The following is a 16476-nucleotide window of genomic DNA, read 5'->3' on the forward strand; positions in this document are numbered from 1 at the left end:
TGTTTCCTCCTATTTCGAATTAACCTGGATCTAATCGGTAACTAATCAGCTGAAAGTCTTTTGTATAAGTAAAAGTACCGTAAATCATACCCTTGCCGTGGATCATATAATCGATAATATGGTAGTCTCCTGCAGCCATCGGCAAGCCTTTTATTTGGTCAAAAGTATGCCATTCAAGCTTGCCTTCATCCGACTCATCAAGGTCCAAGCCATCGGAATCATGGGCCACAAAGCTGAACATCATCCACTCCGACAGAAGCTGGTCGCCCTCCATCATAATCATCGTAAAAATTCCTTTTAGCTGGGGATTTTTTAAATATACGCCCGTTTCTTCACGGTATTCCCGGATGCAGGAATCCCGGACAGACTCGCCCGGCTCCATTTTTCCGCCAGGTGCCACCCACCAGCCACGCCGCGGTTTTTGCAGCAACAATACCTTATTTTCTCTAATTAACACACAATTGGTGACCCGCTGCACAACATTTCACCCTCTTTATATAAACACATATTGCAAAATATCTTAAGATAACAACCTCATATATTCTTCTCATTATACTATTTTTATAACCCGCTCACAATCAATTGAAAATTGATATTTCTGCAAATTACATCTTACAAATATTACAATTAGAGCCAGATTGGCGAGTTCCCGTATTTATTATGTAGCTTTCTTGCTGAACACAAAAAAAGAGCACAGGCTGCTGGACCTGTGCAGAAAAGGTATATATTTTTAAAGGGGGTCAATTTCCATAATCATACTATACTTTTATTTCACTACTGTTACAGTTGAATTAAAACAGGATTAACTTTTTGTAAAAAATGTTGGGAAACTTTTTAATTATTTTTTCAGTTTCATTTCCTCTTTCAATTCTTCCACATAGTGTTGGGCTGTTTGGGCAGCAATACTGCCGTCGCCAGTCGCCGTTACGATCTGGCGAAGTGTTTTTTCACGGATATCTCCTGCTGCGAAAATGCCTGGCACCTTTGTTTCCATTTTTTCGTTTGTTTCAATGTAGCCATTTTCGTTTGTGATGCCTAAGCTCTCGAATGGTTTAGATAGCGGCACCATTCCGATATAAATGAACACGCCATCAGCAGGCAGGGTTTGTTCTGTATCATCCACTGTTGATACCAATGTCACACTGCCAACCTTACCGTCCTTATCATTAATCGATTTAATGGTATGATTCCAAATAAAATCAACCTTTTCATTAGCAAAGGCACGGTCTTGAAGAATTTTCTGTGCACGAAGCTGGTCACGGCGATGCACGATGGTAACCTTAGATGCGAATCGAGTTAAGTATACACCCTCTTCAACTGCAGAGTCCCCTCCGCCGATGACAAAAAGCTCTCTATTTTTGAAAAATGCTCCGTCACAGACTGCACAATAGGATACTCCGCGGCCGCCAAGCTCTTTTTCGCCTGGCACTCCGACTTTTTTATACTCTGCACCTGTTGTAATGATGACGGAGTAGGCTTTATATTCCTTTGATCCGGCTTTGACGAGTTTATAATCGCCATGATCAACAACCTCTTTAATGTCACCATAAGCATATTCAGCACCGAACTTCTTCGCATGCTCAAACATTTTCGTTGATAAATCTGGACCTAAAATGCTTTCAAAACCCGGATAGTTTTCAACATCCTCGGTATTAGCCATCTGGCCGCCCGGCATTCCCCGTTCAATCATGAGGGTCGATAGATTTGCACGTGATGTATATACAGCAGCTGTCATCCCGGCAGGACCCGCCCCAGCAATGATGACATCATAAATTTTTTCTTCAGTCATGGTCGTTTTCACTCCTTGTATAAAAAAAACGATTAAGTTTAGCTTTCCCAACTTAATCGTATTAAACAATTGATCTATAGTCCAAAAATCTGCTCATTTCCGGCGATTTTGGGGTGATTTTAATTTTAATTTAAAAGCTCGTTGACTAACTTTACGTATTTTCCGATTGTTGCCGATGAGGTTCCGTAGCGCTGTGCAATTTCCTGCTGGGACACTTTTTCACTGCGCAGCCTGTGCCATACGTACTCGACTGCACCTGCCCAGGCGCTTTTATTTTTCAATTGCATATTTGCTTTAAACATTTCCACAAAAACGGAAAACCACATTAAATATAAACCGGCCTCAATTGTCCCAATTGGCTGATGGTTTTCATAAAACAGCTCAGCGACTTCCTGCGCATCGGCCGTCCGTGACGGTCTTCCCGACCGGATTAACGAGATGTATTCCTTCTCCAGCGCCGTAAATTTCTGATTTTGAAAAAGGCGTTTTGAGGTGATAATTTCATCCTTTTTATCCGAAACAGTTGTCAGGAATAGAGCAAATAACCGTTCCTCGACATAATCGCTTTCTAGTTTTTGAAAAATCGAACCGGAATGGTCCTCAAACCCGTTTGCACGGTCCTGCTCATTTGTATTCCACGGTTCCTGGCCTTCTTTGTCAGGATTAATTTCAAGCAGCTTTTTCCAAACGTTTTGGGCAAAAACTTCCCTGCCTGTGAAATAAGCAGAATAGGTGAGCCAATAATAAAACGGGCCATCCCCATCAAAGCCGTTTTTATATAACTTTTTCAGCCAAACATAAGCATTCTCATATTCGCCGACAAGCGCGAAAGAGGTTCCGAGCTTGAATTGGTGCTCGCTTAAAAGCGGCTGAATTTTTTTCAAGCTATCAAACAGCTCATTGACATATTTGATACGCCCTTGATAATGGGCAAATATCATTTTATTGCATAGCGCGTGCAGATTCCCGGGGTTCTTTTTCAAAACATCATTTAAGATGGCGTCCGCCTTCTCGCCTTTGCCTAAATAGAAATAAGCGAGCGCTAGGTTGTTGTAGGCAGACCAGTATTCCGGGTACTCCTTGATGACTTCCTTTAATAATTCTATCGCTTTTGGGAAATAACCTGATTCGAGCAGCTCGCGAGCCTGCTCCTGTTTAACGATTAGGTCGTCCTGCTGAAAGAACTCTTCAGCCAAATCATCCGACTCCAATGCGAGAAGCTCAAGCAATTCCTCCGCATCCTCTGAAAAATCCCCACCTGCATCCAATTCCATATACAAGTTGGCATGGTGATAAGCATCTTTAAAAAATCCCAAATGGGCATAATTATTTGCTAAGAAGTAGTGGCACTCCACCATTTCATGGTCAAGATCTTCAAGGATGAGATGCAGGAGTCGGTTGGAATCTTCAAACTCGCCAAGTTCAGTAGATACAATGGCCAGCTGGCACGCAATCATCGGTTCGCCCGGCTCAAGCTGCAGCGCCCGTCCCAGATATTTTTTCGCTTTGAAAAAATCACGGCGATGGTATGCCTTAATTCCTTTCTTGAAATAATATTCCCCTGTAGGAACAAATGAGAGTATTTTCCCCTTTTGCATTCTTGCTTTTGCGTCTTTACTCATGCAGTCCTCCATCATCCTTTCATAACTAATGTAGTATAACACAATTGAGTCTTGTACGAGAAGGATTTAGGGCTTTGGGCGTTATGGAAAAATTTCCGGAGCGGGGTTTAGCTAAAAATGGTTATTATTTTGGTAAGAAGGTTGATCAAACCCAACCAGAAAAGGGAATCCGCCAAATATGGAAAGTTATCCGCTGAGTGCACGGAGATATCCGCCAAGTTGGGGGCAATATCCGCCGTATTCAGTTGAATATCCGCCAAAATGGAATAGATATCCGCCAAACCGTTTAAAAAAGGACGAACCCTTCCTAAAATAGGTATTTTCAAATAGAAAAACCGGTCCAAAATCAGGACCGGTCCTTGTGTCTTTCTTCTAGTGTCCGCAAAACTTCCTTAAATGGAAGGCCTTGTTCCACCAGCAATACCTGCAGGTGATAAAGCAAGTCGGCTGCTTCCCATTTCAGTTCTCCATGGTCGCGGTTTTTGGCTGCGATGATGACTTCGGCTGCTTCCTCGCCAACCTTTTTCAAAATTTTATCGACACCTTTTTCAAAAAGGTACGTGGTATAGGCACCTTCCGGACGCTCCTGTTCGCGGTCCAAAATGACCTTTTCAAGGGTTTGTAAAATTTGATAGTCCCCTAGGCTGGATTTGCGATCTGCAACCTCTTCCCCTGAAAAACAGCTGACTGCTCCTGTATGGCAGGCTGGTCCTTTAGGATTCACTAGCACCAATAAAGCATCCTGATCGCAATCGTACTTAATGCTGACGACAGACTGCGTATTGCCGCTTGTTTCCCCCTTATGCCACAATTCCTGGCGAGAGCGGCTGTAGAACCAGGTTTCACCTGTTTCCAATGTTTTCGCAAGCGACTCTTTATTCATATAAGCAAGCGTCAAAACTTCTAATGTTTCTGCATCCTGAATAATAGCAGGGACTAATCCCTTTTCGTCAAATTTGATAGTGTCCGGATTCATCGGACCGTCACTTCCTTTTTTGAAATCGAACTTAGTTTTTTATAAAAAAGATCCATAGGCCGGCGTTTTTAACGGACGGCCAGTCCCTTTTCGCGCAAATAGCTTTTAACTTCCTGCACTGAAGTATCCTTGTAATGAAAAATGGATGCGGCAAGTGCGGCATCGGCTTTACCTTCCAAAAAGGCTTCACCAAAGTGCTCCGCATTTCCGGCACCGCCTGAAGCAATCACCGGAATCGTAACGGCTTCACTGACCGCCTTCGTAAGAGAGAGGTCAAAACCGTTTTTCTCGCCATCGCTGTCCATGCTGGTCAGCAAAATTTCACCGGCTCCAAGCTCCGCTGCTTCCCTCACCCAATCAATTACCTTTTTGTCAGTGGGCTTACGGCCGCCGTGTGTATAAACACGCCATGTTCCAAGCTCTGAATCATATTTTGCATCAATGGCTACAACGATACACTGGGATCCGAAAAAGTCGGCCCCTTCGCGAATAAGCTCCGGATTCTGGACCGCCGCAGTATTCAAGGAAACCTTATCGGCCCCGGCACGGAGAATTTTTTTCATATCTTCCAATGAATTGATGCCGCCGCCAACCGTAAAAGGAATGGCCAATTCGGAGGCAACCGCCCTAACGACCTCAACCATTGTCTTTCGTCCCTCAACCGAAGCCGAGATATCAAGAAACACAAGCTCGTCGGCCCCTTGCTCATCATAAATCCGCGCCAGTTCTACCGGATCGCCGGCGTCGCGCAGTTGGACAAATTGAATTCCCTTTACTACCCGCCCGTCCTTCACGTCCAAGCAGGGTATAATTCTTTTCGTTAAAGTCATGATTTCTCCCCCGCCCTTGTTTTAAAGCTGACCAATTTTTAAAGCTTCCTTTAAGGTAAATCTTTTTTCATAAAGGGCCTTGCCAACGATTGCTCCACCGATGCCTTTTGCCGTGGATAGGGCCTGTAAATCCGCTAGGCTGCTCACTCCGCCTGAGGCAATGACGTTTTTGCCAGTAACTTCAGCCAGTTCACTGACAGCAGCAATATTGGGTCCTGAAAGCATTCCGTCTGTGGCAATATCGGTAAAAATAAAAGTCTCAGCCCCTGCATCCGCGAAGCGCTTCCCAAGCTCGACCGCCTTCACTTCAGAAGTATCGAGCCAACCATGTGTAGCCACATAGCCATTTTTTGCATCGATTCCGACGGCAATCCGCCCGCCGAACTTTTTAATCATATCAATAGCGAACTCTGGATTGGAAACCGCAATGCTTCCGATAATAACTCGGTCAACACCATTCTCTAAATAATGGGCAATATCAGCCTCGGAACGAATCCCGCCGCCGATTTGAATTTTCACATTAGCGAGTTGCTGAGCCGCCTCAATCACAAAACGGTCATTTACCCGCTTGCCATCCTTTGCCCCGTCTAGATCCACCATATGGATCCATTCGGCACCATCAGCCGCGAAGGTCTGAGCCATGTCAAATGGAGAATCGCCGTAAACTGTTTCTTTGTCGTAATCGCCTTGCAGAAGGCGGACACATTTCCCGCCCCGCATGTCAATTGCGGGATAAATGGTGAAAGTCATCGTACTGCCTTCCTTTCAACTGCTATTTTTAAAAAATTATCAAGCAGGGCCATTCCTAGCCGGCTGCTTTTTTCGGGATGGAATTGCATTCCGAAAATGTTATCGCGGCCGACAACAGCGGAAACCTGTTCATGGTAATCCGCTTTGGCAATGAGGACCTCGGAGTTTTCCGCATTCACAAAATAAGAATGAACGAAGTAGACATAATCCTCTTCCAAATTGCTAGTAAGCGGCGAGGCATTCACGAACTTAAGCCGGTTCCAGCCCATGTGGGGAACCTTGTATGGTTCACCGTTCTCGGAGCGGCCAGGGAAACGGCGGACACTGCCCGGCAAGAGACCAAGACCTTCCGTAAAACCATTTTCCTCACTGTTTTCAAACAAAAGCTGCATGCCAAGGCAAATACCAAGTAACGGTTTTCCAGTGGCAGCAAATTCCTTGATTGTATTTGCAGGCAGACGCTCCATCGCATCACGAAAGGCACCAACCCCAGGCAAAATCAGGGCATCAGCCTCAAGCAATTCACTATGATTGGCTGAAATGAAATAATCTGCCCCCAGACGTTCCAGCGCCTTGCTTACACTAAATAAATTCCCCATGCCATAATCTACAATACCGATCATATAAACATCCTTTCTGGTGCAGTGGCACGCGGTGCCTGTTACTCCCCGAATTTTCTAAAATCTACAGCATTCCTTTTGTAGATGGAACACCTTTGATGCGCGGGTCGATGGTTGTGGCTTCATCGAGTGCCCGGCCAAGTGCTTTAAAAACAGCCTCAATCATGTGGTGTGTATTTTTTCCATAATGGACGATTACATGGAGATTCATCCGGGCCTCCAGGGCTAGCTTCCAGAGAAACTCATGAACCAATTCGGTATCGAAGGTTCCTACCTTCTGGCCAGGGAACTCCGCACGCATTTCCAAATGCGGGCGATTGCTAAGATCGACCACTACCTGCGCCAATGCTTCATCCATCGGAACAAAAGCATTGCCATAACGTTTGATACCACGTTTGTCGCCAAGGGCTTCACGAAGCGCCTGTCCCAGACAAATGCCAATATCCTCCGTAGTGTGATGGTCATCGACTTCAATATCACCATTTGCATCCACTGTTAAATTAAATTGTCCGTGTTTCGTAAACAAATCGAGCATGTGGCTTAAGAATGGTACCCCTGTTTCCAGATTGGAACGTCCTTCACCATCCACATCAAACGTCAGCTTTATTTTCGTTTCATTTGTTTTTCTATCCACACTTGCAACTCGTTCCATGAGCTCACCCCACTAGTTATCGTTTTTTAGTCTCGCCTCAACTGCGCGAGCGTGGGCCTCAAGCCCTTCCATTCTGGCAAATGCCGCGATTTTTGCACCATTAGCCTTTAATGCTTTTTCACTATATATAATCACACTGGATTTCTTTTGAAAATCATCGACATTAAGCGGGCTCGAAAAGCGGGCCGTTCCATTTGTCGGCAGCACATGATTCGGTCCGGCAAAGTAGTCGCCAACTGGTTCAGAACTGTATCGTCCGATAAAAATAGCTCCGGCATGACGAATTTTCCCCAACAGCTCCATTGCGTTTGCTGTCATCACTTCAAGGTGTTCTGGCGCTAGCTGGTTAACCGTTTCAACCGCCTCATCGATATTTTCCGTTACATAGATAGCTCCATAATCCGCAATTGATTGGGCGGCAATTTCTCTTCGTGGCAGCACAGCAAGCTGCTTTTCAACCTCTGCTGCAACCGCTTCGGCCAACTCCAATGACGGTGTTACCAATACACTGCAGGCGCGCGGGTCGTGCTCCGCCTGGGATAACAGGTCAGCTGCCACCTCGTCTGCCCTGGCTGTTTCGTCTGCTAAAATAGCAATCTCACTTGGGCCGGCAATCATATCGATGTCGACATCGCCGAATACTTCGCGTTTAGCAAGCGCAACGTAAATATTTCCCGGACCGGTGATTTTATCTACGGCTTGAATGGTTTCCGTACCGTACGCTAACGCCGCCACGGCTTGGGCTCCGCCAGCCTTGTAAATTTCTACTACACCTGCTTCCTTTGCGGCAACAAGTACCGCTGCAGGAAGTTTCCCATCAGCATCCGGCGGGGAAACCATGACAATCCTTTTCACACCGGCAACCTTTGCTGGAACCACGTTCATCAGCACCGATGAAGGGTAAGCAGCCGTTCCGCCCGGCACATATACGCCGACTGAATCAAGCGGGGTAATTTTTTGACCAAGAATTGTGCCATTTTCCTCCGTCGTCATCCAGGAAGGACGAAGCTGTTTTTCGTGGTATGTACGGATATTTTCCGCTGCCTCACGAACGATGGAAATAAATTGCTCATCAACCTTCCCGTAGGCTTCTGCAATTTCCTCTTCTGTTACGGAAAAAGAAGATAACTTTACACGGTCGAATTTCTCAGTATATTCACTTAATGCCTCGTCCCCACGGCTGCGGACATCGGCGATGATTCCTTTGACAACAGCTTGCTGCTCGGAGGTCCCTGCTTCAATTGATCTTTTTATCGAAATTAGATCCTGCACTCTTTGTATTTTCATTTATTAACCCCCCACAACTTCATGAAGACGTGCGACTAGGTCGTCAATTTGCGCATCTTTAATTCTGTAGCTGACTGGATTTACAACGAGTCTTGACGTAATATCAACAATTTTTTCGTATTCCACAAGCCCATTTTCCTTTAGGGTCCGGCCGGTAGAGACAATGTCAACAATTCTGTCAGATAACCCGATGATCGGGGCGAGTTCGATGGAGCCATTCAATTTAATGATTTCGACTTGCTCCCCTTGCTCACGGAAATAAGCTTCAGCAACATTCGGATATTTCGTCGCCACTCTTGGTGCCACATCGTTCATTTTAGTATCAGGAAGCCCTGCAACTGCCAAATAGCAATAGCTGATTTTTAAATCAAGAAGCTCATAGACATCACGCTCTTCCTCGAGCAAAACGTCTTTTCCGGCAATTCCGACATCTGCTACACCATGCTCAACATAGGTCGCCACGTCAATCGGCTTTGCCAGAATGAAGCGCAGGTTTTCCTCGGCAACATCGATGATGAGTTTACGGGAATCATCAAATTCCGGCGGAAGTTTATAGCCTGCTTTCCGCAGCAATTCCGCCGCTTCTTCAAAAATTCGGCCCTTTGGCATGGCAATCGTCAATACATCGTTCATCGCTGTCCACCTCCGATTAAAAAGGTCGTATCGGCGAATTTTTTAGTAAAAGCATCTATGTCTTTAACGCCTGTAATGTCCTGAAGCACTGTTCTGGTTCCTTCCTCATGCAGTTTCCGAGCAAGTTCGAAGGCTTCCTTCCGCCGTTCCTGACTGAACAAAATGCAATGCCCGGTAGTTTCCGTTTGGCCGCCTCCCATTGCCTCGAGCAGCATATCAAGCCGGACCGCAAACCCTGTTGCAGTTGCATTTTTTCCAAACTTCTCAAGTAAGCTGTAGCGGCCGCCGTTGCCAATCGGAAAGCCGACATTCCCAGCATAAACCTCAAATAAAATGCCAGAATAGTAGCTCATATGACTGACGATTGAAAAATCAAACTTCACATGCTCTTCGACACCATAATCCTTAATGACATCCCACAGCTCTTGTAATTCTGTGATTGCCTGCTTGCCTTTGTCATTTTCAATAACGTCCAAGGCGTATTCAATTACCTCTTCGCCACCCCTTAGCTGAAGCAGCTTCAACAGCCTTTGTTTATCAATCGAAGAGAGGTTGAACGACTGTACGCTTTCGCGATAGCCGACATAATTTTTTTCATATAAAAACTTCCTTAGTGCTGTCGCCCTGCCGTTGGTGCCAAGAATCTGCATGAACAGTTCCTGGGAAAACCCGACATGTCCGACTGAGACTTGAAATTCTGACAAGCCCGCTTTTTTTAAAGAAGAAATTAATAAAGCGATCGTCTCACCGTCGCAGGAGACAGTATTGTCATTCAAGTATTCGACACCAATCTGCTCAAATTCAGCGGGCCGGCCGCCCTCGCGTTGCTGGGCCCGGTATACATTTGCCGAGTACGCCAATCTAACCGGCAGATCCTCATTTAATAACTTGGAAGCCGCCACGCGTGCAATCGGAGTTGTCATTTCCGGCCGTAAAACGAGGGTATGCCCCTCTTTATCAAGCAATTTAAAAAGCTGGGCATCGAGAATCGCCGATGCCGCACCAACGGTTTCATAGTATTCAAGAGTCGGGGTTTCAATAAATTGATAGCCCCAAAGCTTCATCGTATCCGCAATTGAGGAACGTACTTGATGCTTTTTTTCATATAATTCCGGGAGCGTATCCCGCATCCCTAAAGGCTTTTCAAACATAAACAAGCGGCTCATCTTTCCCATCCTTTTCGAACACTTTAGTCTGCTAATGTATTAGAGAATTAAAGTTAATTATATGTAGTTTAAACCTTGTCGTGGTTTTCGTCAATGAAAAAACATTGAATATAAAGACTTTTTGTGGGATTTCTGGCTGGGGGTATTGGCTGATTCGCCAAATCTTATGTATTATTCGCTGGATTCTGGATTTTATACACGAAAAATGTTGCTTTCAAAAGATCAGACTGGCAACTATCCGCCAATTTTAGAGTGTTATCCACCAAACTAGGAAACGTATCCGCCAACTTTATCTGAAAATCCGCCGAAGCCCTGTAAGTTTCCGCCAAATCACAAAAAACACTATCAAAAAAAGCCTGGTCAAACACCCAGACCAGACTTCCATTTCAATTATTCTTTTTTCCCATAAATCGGATCATCGGCCCAGCGCTCGGCCTGCTGCTCTCTTGTATAAATGACCTGCATTGGGTTGCCCCCGACAAAATAGCCGGGTGGAACATCCTTATGTACCATCGTACCCGCTGAGACAATGGCCCCATCGCCAATCGTCACCCCGGGCATGATAAGCGAGTTGGCGCCGATCATCACTTCATCTCCGATGATAACTTCACCCAAGCGGTATTCCTTTATCAAATACTCATGGGCGAGGATCGTCGTATTAAAACCGATGACCGTGTTGCAGCCGACGCTGATCTTTTCCGGGAACATAATATCCGGCATAACCATCAGCGCGAATGAAGTCTTTTCCCCTACCTTCATGCCGAGAAAAGTTCGATACAGCCAGTTTTTCATACTCATAAAAGGAGTATAGCGCGCCAATTGAATAACAATAAAATTTTTGGCAACCTTCCAGAAAGACACCGTTTTGTAAACCTGCCAAAGGGAGTTCGCTCCCTTAACAGGGTAGCGGGTCGTTTTCCTCATACTTCTCACTCTCCGAGGACTCTTTATTTATCAAGGATTTTTAACAAATCCGGCATTTCCTCTAAGATGTAATCTGGGTTTTGCTCGGCAATGTGATTGCGGCCTTTAGCCGACCAAGCGACACCTGCCGTCAACACCCCAGCATTTTTTCCGCCTAAAATATCGTGGAGATTGTCGCCGACCATCATCGCTTCAGATGGGGACGAACCAAGCTGTTCCAATGCTTTCAAAATTGGTTCTGGATCAGGTTTGACCTTGGTGACATGATCCAAAGCAATGACCGTATCAAAAAACGAATCCATCTTCGTCAAGCGCAGTCCCATCATCGCCACATCAAGACGTTTAGTCGTGACGATTGCAAGCTTATAGCCCTTTTCCTTTAAAGCTTGAATGGTTTCAAATACACCAGGGAATTCTTTCACAAAGGAATCATGATTTGCAACATTAAATGCCCGGTACTCAGCAATCATATCGTCTACCTGCTCGGGGTCTACTGTGCTAAACGCCTCACTGAGAGTTGGACCCATGAACGGCAAAACATGCTCGCGCTGATACTTGCCGGGATAAAATTTCTCCAATGTATGCAAATACGATGCGATAATTAATTCATTTGTATCAATCAAAGTTCCATCCAAATCAAATAGGATTGTAGTAATTTTCACTATGCCGCTTCCTTTCTTAGTAGACCTGACCGCCGCCAAATGGTGCCGACGATTAAGGTTAAGATAATCGCTACCCCCAGCCGGATCAAGAACAACGGCCAAACCGGGATGCCTAACGGTACAAAAATTAATGTATCCTCGACAACTGCATGGCAGGCGACGAGAAAAATAAATGCTAAGGTCACGTCTTTATGGCTGACTCCATCCTCTTTAACGGCTTGAATCATGACGCCTGCACCGTACGCCAGCCCAAACAAGAGACCTGCAGCCATGGTCGTGGAGGTATTCTCCTGCATGCCAAGCGATTTGGTAACAGGAGCCATCGTTTTCGAAAACTTTTTCAACCAGTTAATATCCTTCAAAATCTGAATGACCACCATAAGCGGAATAACAATCATCGCGAGTTGCAGGATACCGAGGCCCGCTTTTTCAATCGCCTGTAAAAAGATTCCGCCGAGGCTTGATGGATGCCCTGTTTGCGCTTCGATTAAACCGTACTTGGCTGGGGCGCTGCCGCCATGCCAGACAAGATTTATCACCGCAGCAGAAACAATCGCCAATCCCAGCCTTGTTGTCAGGACGACCCAAAGCTTGACGCCAGCCTTCATCGCAACACCGGATTCGATAAATAAGTTGTGTGAAAAGGATAGCATAACGGCTAAAATAAACACTTCTTTTACAGAAAAATCGAGTGTCAATATGGCTCCGATTGCCGCATAAAGGTTTAGGAAATTGCCAAGAACAAGCGGAATGGCGGCATCTCCAGAGAGTCCCAAAAGCTTCATCAGCGGGGAAATCAGCTTAATGATCCACGGCAATACTGGTGTATACTGCAGCACGGCGACGATCAGCGTAACTGGAAAAATGATTTTCCCCAATGTCCAAGTTGTCTTTAAGCCGGACAGCAGTCCGTTTTTAATCGAGTTGAACAGCATTTCCCCAAAACTCCCTTTTATGTTTTACATGTTGTTTCATTTTATCTAATAATTTTAAGAACCTAGTTTGTCTGCTCCAAATACCTTGTTTTTGACAGCTGTTTTTTCCGGCGGTAAATTAAAATGATAATCGCACCAACAATTAGGGCAATCGAAATGGTTTGTGCCATGCGCAGGCTGCCGAGCATTAAGCTATCGGTACGAAGGCCTTCGACGAAGAAGCGGCCGATGGAGTACCAGATCACATACGTTAAGAACAATTCCCCGCGGCGGAAATTGACGCGGCGAAGGAGCATTAACAGAATAAAACCGGCGAAGTCCCAAAGCGATTCGTATAAAAATGTTGGATGATAATAAGCTCCGTTAATGTACATTTGATTAATAATAAATTCCGGCAAATGCAGGTTTTCAAGGAATGTGCGGGTAACCTCCCCGCCGTGGGCTTCCTGGTTCATGAAATTGCCCCAGCGGCCGATAGCCTGCCCAAGGATGATGCTCGGCGCTGCAATGTCGGCAATTTTCCAAAAAGAAATCCCCCGTTTTTTTGAAAAAATGTATGCCGTCAGGACGGAACCAATCAAGGCGCCGTGAATAGCAATTCCACCGTTCCAAATTTGTGGAATGTCCGCCAGGTGGTTTTTGTAATAGCCCCATTCAAAAATAACATAATAAATGCGGGCAGAAATGATGGCAATCGGAATCGCCCACAGCATTAAATCGGCAAACGTATCCTTCGGCAGACCGCGGCGGTTTCCTTCACGAATTGCCAGGTACAACGCAAGAGCAAGGCCGGAGCCTATGATAATCCCGTACCAATGCACCTGGATGGGACCAAGCGAAAAGGCAATGGGGTTAAGCGGCTGAATATTTTCGTTCATCTAACTCTCCTCTTCCTATTAAAACTGTTCATGTGGTTCATTAGTTCCGCCACGAATTCCTACCCTTTACATCTCTTCATGCTCGACATCTTCGATAACGTCGGACAGGCGGTCGGTAAATTGCTGAGCGGCATTGACACCCATACGTTTGAGGCGGTAGTTCATCGCTGCCACTTCAATGATGACGGCAATGTTCCGTCCTGGACGGACCGGTACGGTCAGCTTCGTTACCTCAGTATCGATGATTTTCATTTTCTCTTCATCCAAGCCAAGGCGGTCATATTGCTTCTTGGCATCCCAGATTTCCAGGTTGATGACAAGCGTAATCCGTTTGTTGCTACGGACTGCCCCAGCACCGAACAGCGTCATCACGTTGATGATGCCTAGGCCGCGGATCTCCAATAAATGCTCAATTAATTCCGGTGACGTTCCCACCAGTGTGTCCTGGTCCTCCTGACGGATTTCCACGCAGTCGTCGGCAACGAGACGGTGTCCGCGCTTAACAAGCTCCAACGCTGTTTCACTCTTACCGACGCCGCTTTTTCCGGTAATTAACACACCAATGCCGTAAACGTCCACCAATACCCCATGCACAGCCGTGGTAGGCGCCAGTTTACTTTCCAAATAATTGGTCAGACGGCTTGAGAACCGGGTCGTCTTTAAAGTGGTTCTGAGAACCGGTACTGATTCCCGCTCTGCTGCTTCAATTAACACAGGAGGAACCTCCAAGCCTCTCGTCACAATAATAGCCGGTGTGATATCGGTGCATAGCCGCTCCATTCTGGAAGCTTTATCTCTTTCAGGAAGCTCTTCGAAAAAAGATAACTCTGTCATTCCTAAAAGCTGAATGCGTTCTGCCGGGTAATATTCAAAGTAACCGGCCATTTCAATTCCAGGCCGGGAAATATCACTCATCGTAATCGGGCGATTAATACCCTCTTCTCCGCAAATCAATTCAAGCTGAAATTTTTCTAACACATCTTTTGTACGGACCTTAGGCAAGGAAGCTACCTCCTTCAAATTTCCACTCATTTCATAACAAACTACATCAAAAAATCAATTTGCTCCTATTTTAACATTTTTTTTATCGAAACCATACTTTAGTTGTTTAAATGTGTAACGTGTCTCCATACAAAAATACCCGCCCCCAGTTTGGGGCGGGTATTTCGTTTATTTTTTCCTTGAAGATCTGTCTGAGTCCATAATCGTTTTTTGAAGGATAATATTGATGAGTGACATGAGCAAGGAGAAAAAGAGGGCCATGCCAAAACCGGAGATTTCGAATGCATCTCCCATTAAATAGTCTGTCAGCTCAAGCGTCATCGCATTAATCACGAACAGGAACAACCCCATTGTCAGGACCGTCACCGGAAGAGTGAACAGGATCAGCAATGGACGTACTAGTATATTTAAGATGGACAAAAGGATGCTGGCCTGCAGCGCTGCCCAAAATCCTGTCAGATATAAGCTATCGTCAAAATAACCGGCAAACGCCATGAACAAAACTGCATTGATTAAACATCCTATCAGCCATCTCATGTAACCAAACTCCTATTACAAAAAATTAATAAAGCTTGTTCATTAAAATATATTTGCAAAGTTCTTAATTATTCAAACGATTTTTGCAATGAAATCGAACCCGATTTAGAGTCCGCATATATTTTTAACATATTATCAGGATGATTGACGGATTGGAAGCGAAGCGATTTTTGAATCATTTCGCTTTTTTCCTCTAAAATCTGTACGCCGACAAGCTTTAGATTAAAGCCGCCAAGATTAGTTTTAAGCTCACCATTTACCGGCAGACTCTCCGGAATATACAAATCAATTGGGCCTGACGTTGTTTTGGCATGAATCCATTCGCAGCGGTCACCGCTCAAGTTCACGCTGACGTGCCCATTAAAGGATTGGGCCTCCGCCTTTTTAAAATCACCATCAAGCTTTATCGCACCATTTATCGTCTCGGCCTCGAGCTCATCAAAGCGGCTGTTCTTGACCTTAATTTTCCCGTTTGCTGTTTCTATCTCTGCTTTCGTGCCTGAGAGCTGTTCCAGCTTAATTTTCCCATTTGCGGTTTTCACACGGAGATCATTTACATTAATATCACCGCCGGAAATGGAGCCATTAAAGATCCGCACCCGTACCTTATCATACTGCGTTTTTGGCACGAACATCACGGCTTCCACCTTCATCCATTTTTGCTGGGTTAAAAAGCTCAGCTTTTCGGACTCCACTGTAAACGCAACATCCCGTAAAAAGTTTTGGCGGGCCTGATCCTGATTGTCAACGCGATAAACCTTTGCCTGGCACTCCACCCGAACATCCGGCTGATCCCAAGCAACGAGTTTCACGGAGCCATTCGCCAGGTCAATATCCATGTCCTTAAGTTCTACATTGCCATGGTGAAATATATGCGAAATTTCATAGGAATGGCCAAAATTCAGGTCCAAATCAATCTCTTTTATTTTTTTCAAGGCAGTATCGACAAATTCAAAAATCTTTTCCTTTGTCGATTGATACTTAGCAAAAACAGGATCTTCCTTTTTCGCCTCCTCAAAGTGAACGGCCGATGATAGCTCATTTAGGATTTTCGCCTGCTTTTGCTCCATCGCAGCTTGAGCCTTCTCCAATTCTTCGAGCAGGGTTAAGGCTTCCTCAACTGACAGCTTACCCTCTTCGACCATTTTCAAAATTCGCGTACGTTCCTCTTTCATGGTTTCCACCCTCTAAGGTTTAATATTTTTCTTCATAA

At 45.3% G+C, this 16476-nt stretch carries 18 protein-coding genes; all 18 read right to left on the reverse strand.

What is annotated here, in order from left to right; all coding sequences use genetic code 11:
- Positions 1-19: 19 nt before the first annotated feature.
- Entirely contained in the window at positions 20-478 is a 459-nt protein-coding gene (locus V5M37_RS24855; protein ID WP_423799570.1) for an 8-oxo-dGTP diphosphatase, read from the reverse strand.
- A gap of 360 nt (positions 479-838) precedes the next feature.
- Positions 839-1789 carry a thioredoxin-disulfide reductase gene (gene trxB / locus V5M37_RS24860; RefSeq protein ID WP_423799571.1) on the reverse strand — a complete coding sequence of 317 codons (951 nt, stop codon included), beginning with the start codon at positions 1787-1789 and terminating at the stop codon, positions 839-841.
- 125 nt (positions 1790-1914) lie between these two features.
- Positions 1915-3411, reverse strand: a complete 1497-nt coding sequence (locus V5M37_RS24865) for a tetratricopeptide repeat protein (RefSeq protein WP_423799572.1) — start codon at positions 3409-3411, stop codon at positions 1915-1917.
- Between the two features lie 346 nt (positions 3412-3757).
- Positions 3758-4387: a bifunctional phosphoribosyl-AMP cyclohydrolase/phosphoribosyl-ATP diphosphatase HisIE gene (hisIE, locus tag V5M37_RS24870; protein WP_423799573.1), complete on the reverse strand. Its 630-nt coding sequence runs from the start codon at positions 4385-4387 to the stop codon at positions 3758-3760.
- A gap of 68 nt (positions 4388-4455) precedes the next feature.
- The gene (gene hisF / locus V5M37_RS24875; RefSeq protein ID WP_423799574.1) at positions 4456-5217 is read right to left on the reverse strand and encodes an imidazole glycerol phosphate synthase subunit HisF; all 762 of its coding nucleotides are present in this window, start codon (positions 5215-5217) and stop codon (positions 4456-4458) included.
- Positions 5218-5238: 21 nt separating this feature from the next.
- Positions 5239-5967, reverse strand: a complete 729-nt coding sequence (gene hisA, locus V5M37_RS24880) for a 1-(5-phosphoribosyl)-5-[(5-phosphoribosylamino)methylideneamino]imidazole-4-carboxamide isomerase (protein WP_423799575.1) — start codon at positions 5965-5967, stop codon at positions 5239-5241.
- Positions 5964-6590, reverse strand: a complete 627-nt coding sequence (gene hisH / locus V5M37_RS24885) for an imidazole glycerol phosphate synthase subunit HisH (RefSeq protein WP_423799576.1) — start codon at positions 6588-6590, stop codon at positions 5964-5966. The genes hisA and hisH overlap by 4 nt, the downstream gene beginning before the upstream one ends.
- A gap of 61 nt (positions 6591-6651) precedes the next feature.
- On the reverse strand, positions 6652-7239 hold the full coding sequence (hisB, locus tag V5M37_RS24890; RefSeq protein ID WP_423799577.1) for an imidazoleglycerol-phosphate dehydratase HisB: 588 nt from the start codon (positions 7237-7239) through the stop codon (positions 6652-6654).
- A gap of 12 nt (positions 7240-7251) precedes the next feature.
- Positions 7252-8526: a histidinol dehydrogenase gene (hisD, locus tag V5M37_RS24895; protein WP_423799578.1), complete on the reverse strand. Its 1275-nt coding sequence runs from the start codon at positions 8524-8526 to the stop codon at positions 7252-7254.
- A 3-nt stretch (positions 8527-8529) separates the two neighbouring features.
- Positions 8530-9159: an ATP phosphoribosyltransferase gene (hisG, locus tag V5M37_RS24900; RefSeq protein ID WP_423799579.1), complete on the reverse strand. Its 630-nt coding sequence runs from the start codon at positions 9157-9159 to the stop codon at positions 8530-8532.
- Positions 9156-10325 (reverse strand): ATP phosphoribosyltransferase regulatory subunit, encoded by a 1170-nt coding sequence (locus tag V5M37_RS24905; protein WP_423799580.1) that lies wholly within the window; start codon positions 10323-10325, stop codon positions 9156-9158. Before V5M37_RS24905 ends, hisG begins: the two co-directional genes overlap by 4 nt.
- A gap of 390 nt (positions 10326-10715) precedes the next feature.
- Positions 10716-11249, reverse strand: coding sequence for an acyltransferase (locus V5M37_RS24910; protein WP_423799581.1), 534 nt, complete (start codon positions 11247-11249; stop codon positions 10716-10718).
- Between the two features lie 23 nt (positions 11250-11272).
- On the reverse strand, positions 11273-11911 hold the full coding sequence (gene ppaX / locus V5M37_RS24915; protein WP_423799582.1) for a pyrophosphatase PpaX: 639 nt from the start codon (positions 11909-11911) through the stop codon (positions 11273-11275).
- Positions 11911-12846 carry a nucleoside recognition domain-containing protein gene (locus tag V5M37_RS24920; protein WP_423799583.1) on the reverse strand — a complete coding sequence of 312 codons (936 nt, stop codon included), beginning with the start codon at positions 12844-12846 and terminating at the stop codon, positions 11911-11913. The genes ppaX and V5M37_RS24920 overlap by 1 nt, the downstream gene beginning before the upstream one ends.
- 62 nt (positions 12847-12908) lie before the next feature.
- Positions 12909-13724 (reverse strand): prolipoprotein diacylglyceryl transferase, encoded by an 816-nt coding sequence (lgt, locus tag V5M37_RS24925; protein ID WP_423799584.1) that lies wholly within the window; start codon positions 13722-13724, stop codon positions 12909-12911.
- A 66-nt stretch (positions 13725-13790) separates the two neighbouring features.
- Positions 13791-14726, reverse strand: a complete 936-nt coding sequence (gene hprK, locus V5M37_RS24930; protein ID WP_213144203.1) for an HPr(Ser) kinase/phosphatase — start codon at positions 14724-14726, stop codon at positions 13791-13793.
- A 168-nt stretch (positions 14727-14894) separates the two neighbouring features.
- Positions 14895-15263, reverse strand: a complete 369-nt coding sequence (locus V5M37_RS24935; protein ID WP_423799585.1) for a phage holin family protein — start codon at positions 15261-15263, stop codon at positions 14895-14897.
- Between the two features lie 68 nt (positions 15264-15331).
- Positions 15332-16438: a DUF4097 family beta strand repeat-containing protein gene (locus V5M37_RS24940; protein WP_423799586.1), complete on the reverse strand. Its 1107-nt coding sequence runs from the start codon at positions 16436-16438 to the stop codon at positions 15332-15334.
- Positions 16439-16476: the final 38 nt, after the last annotated feature.

It is taken from the genome of Neobacillus sp. SAB-20_R2A (assembly GCF_049568635.1).
Taxonomy (GTDB): Bacteria; Bacillota; Bacilli; order Bacillales; family Cytobacillaceae; genus Neobacillus; species Neobacillus citreus.